1 protein-coding gene is annotated in these 520 nt (G+C 53.5%); it reads right to left on the reverse strand.

Annotated elements, in window-relative coordinates:
- Nucleotides 1–12: 12 nt before the first annotated feature.
- Nucleotides 13–520, reverse strand: a 508-nt coding sequence (locus tag SR63_RS04555; RefSeq protein WP_147498375.1) for a D-serine ammonia-lyase, incomplete at its 5' end; no start/stop codon positions are given.

Below are 520 nucleotides of genomic sequence, written 5' to 3' on the forward strand. Positions count from 1 at the left end.
GTTGAAACGTTATTAACGGCCTTTTGCCAGATATTGCTCCATCTCTTCTTCCGGCACCATTCCACCTCCCGTCGCCCACACCAGATGAGTGGCATTACGCAGTTGTTCTGCGCTGAAACCGTGCATCTGTTGGTAACTTACTGATGCACACACGCGCTGAGGTCCGGCCATACCCGCCAGTGCCGAAGGTTCAAGACGAATACCTTCTTCCTGCGCCAGCCAGCCAAGCATGTCATACATGGTTTGATCGCTAAGGGTATAGAAGCCATCCAGCAGACGCTCCATTGCCCGCCCGACAAAGCCTGATGCGCGACCAACTGCAAGGCCATCCGCTGCGGTAAGGTTGTCGATACCAATATCCTGAACAGAAATCTGATCGTGTAATCCTGTATGGACGCCTAACAACATACAAGGGGAGTGCGTTGGTTCGGCAAAAAAGCAGTGAACATGATCGCCAAACGCCAGCTTAAGTCCGAATGCGACGCCACCAGGACCACCGCCAACACCACACGGCAGATAG

This window comes from Campylobacter sp. 2014D-0259, assembly GCF_008000505.1.
Taxonomy (GTDB): domain Bacteria; phylum Campylobacterota; class Campylobacteria; order Campylobacterales; family Campylobacteraceae; genus Campylobacter_D; species Campylobacter_D jejuni.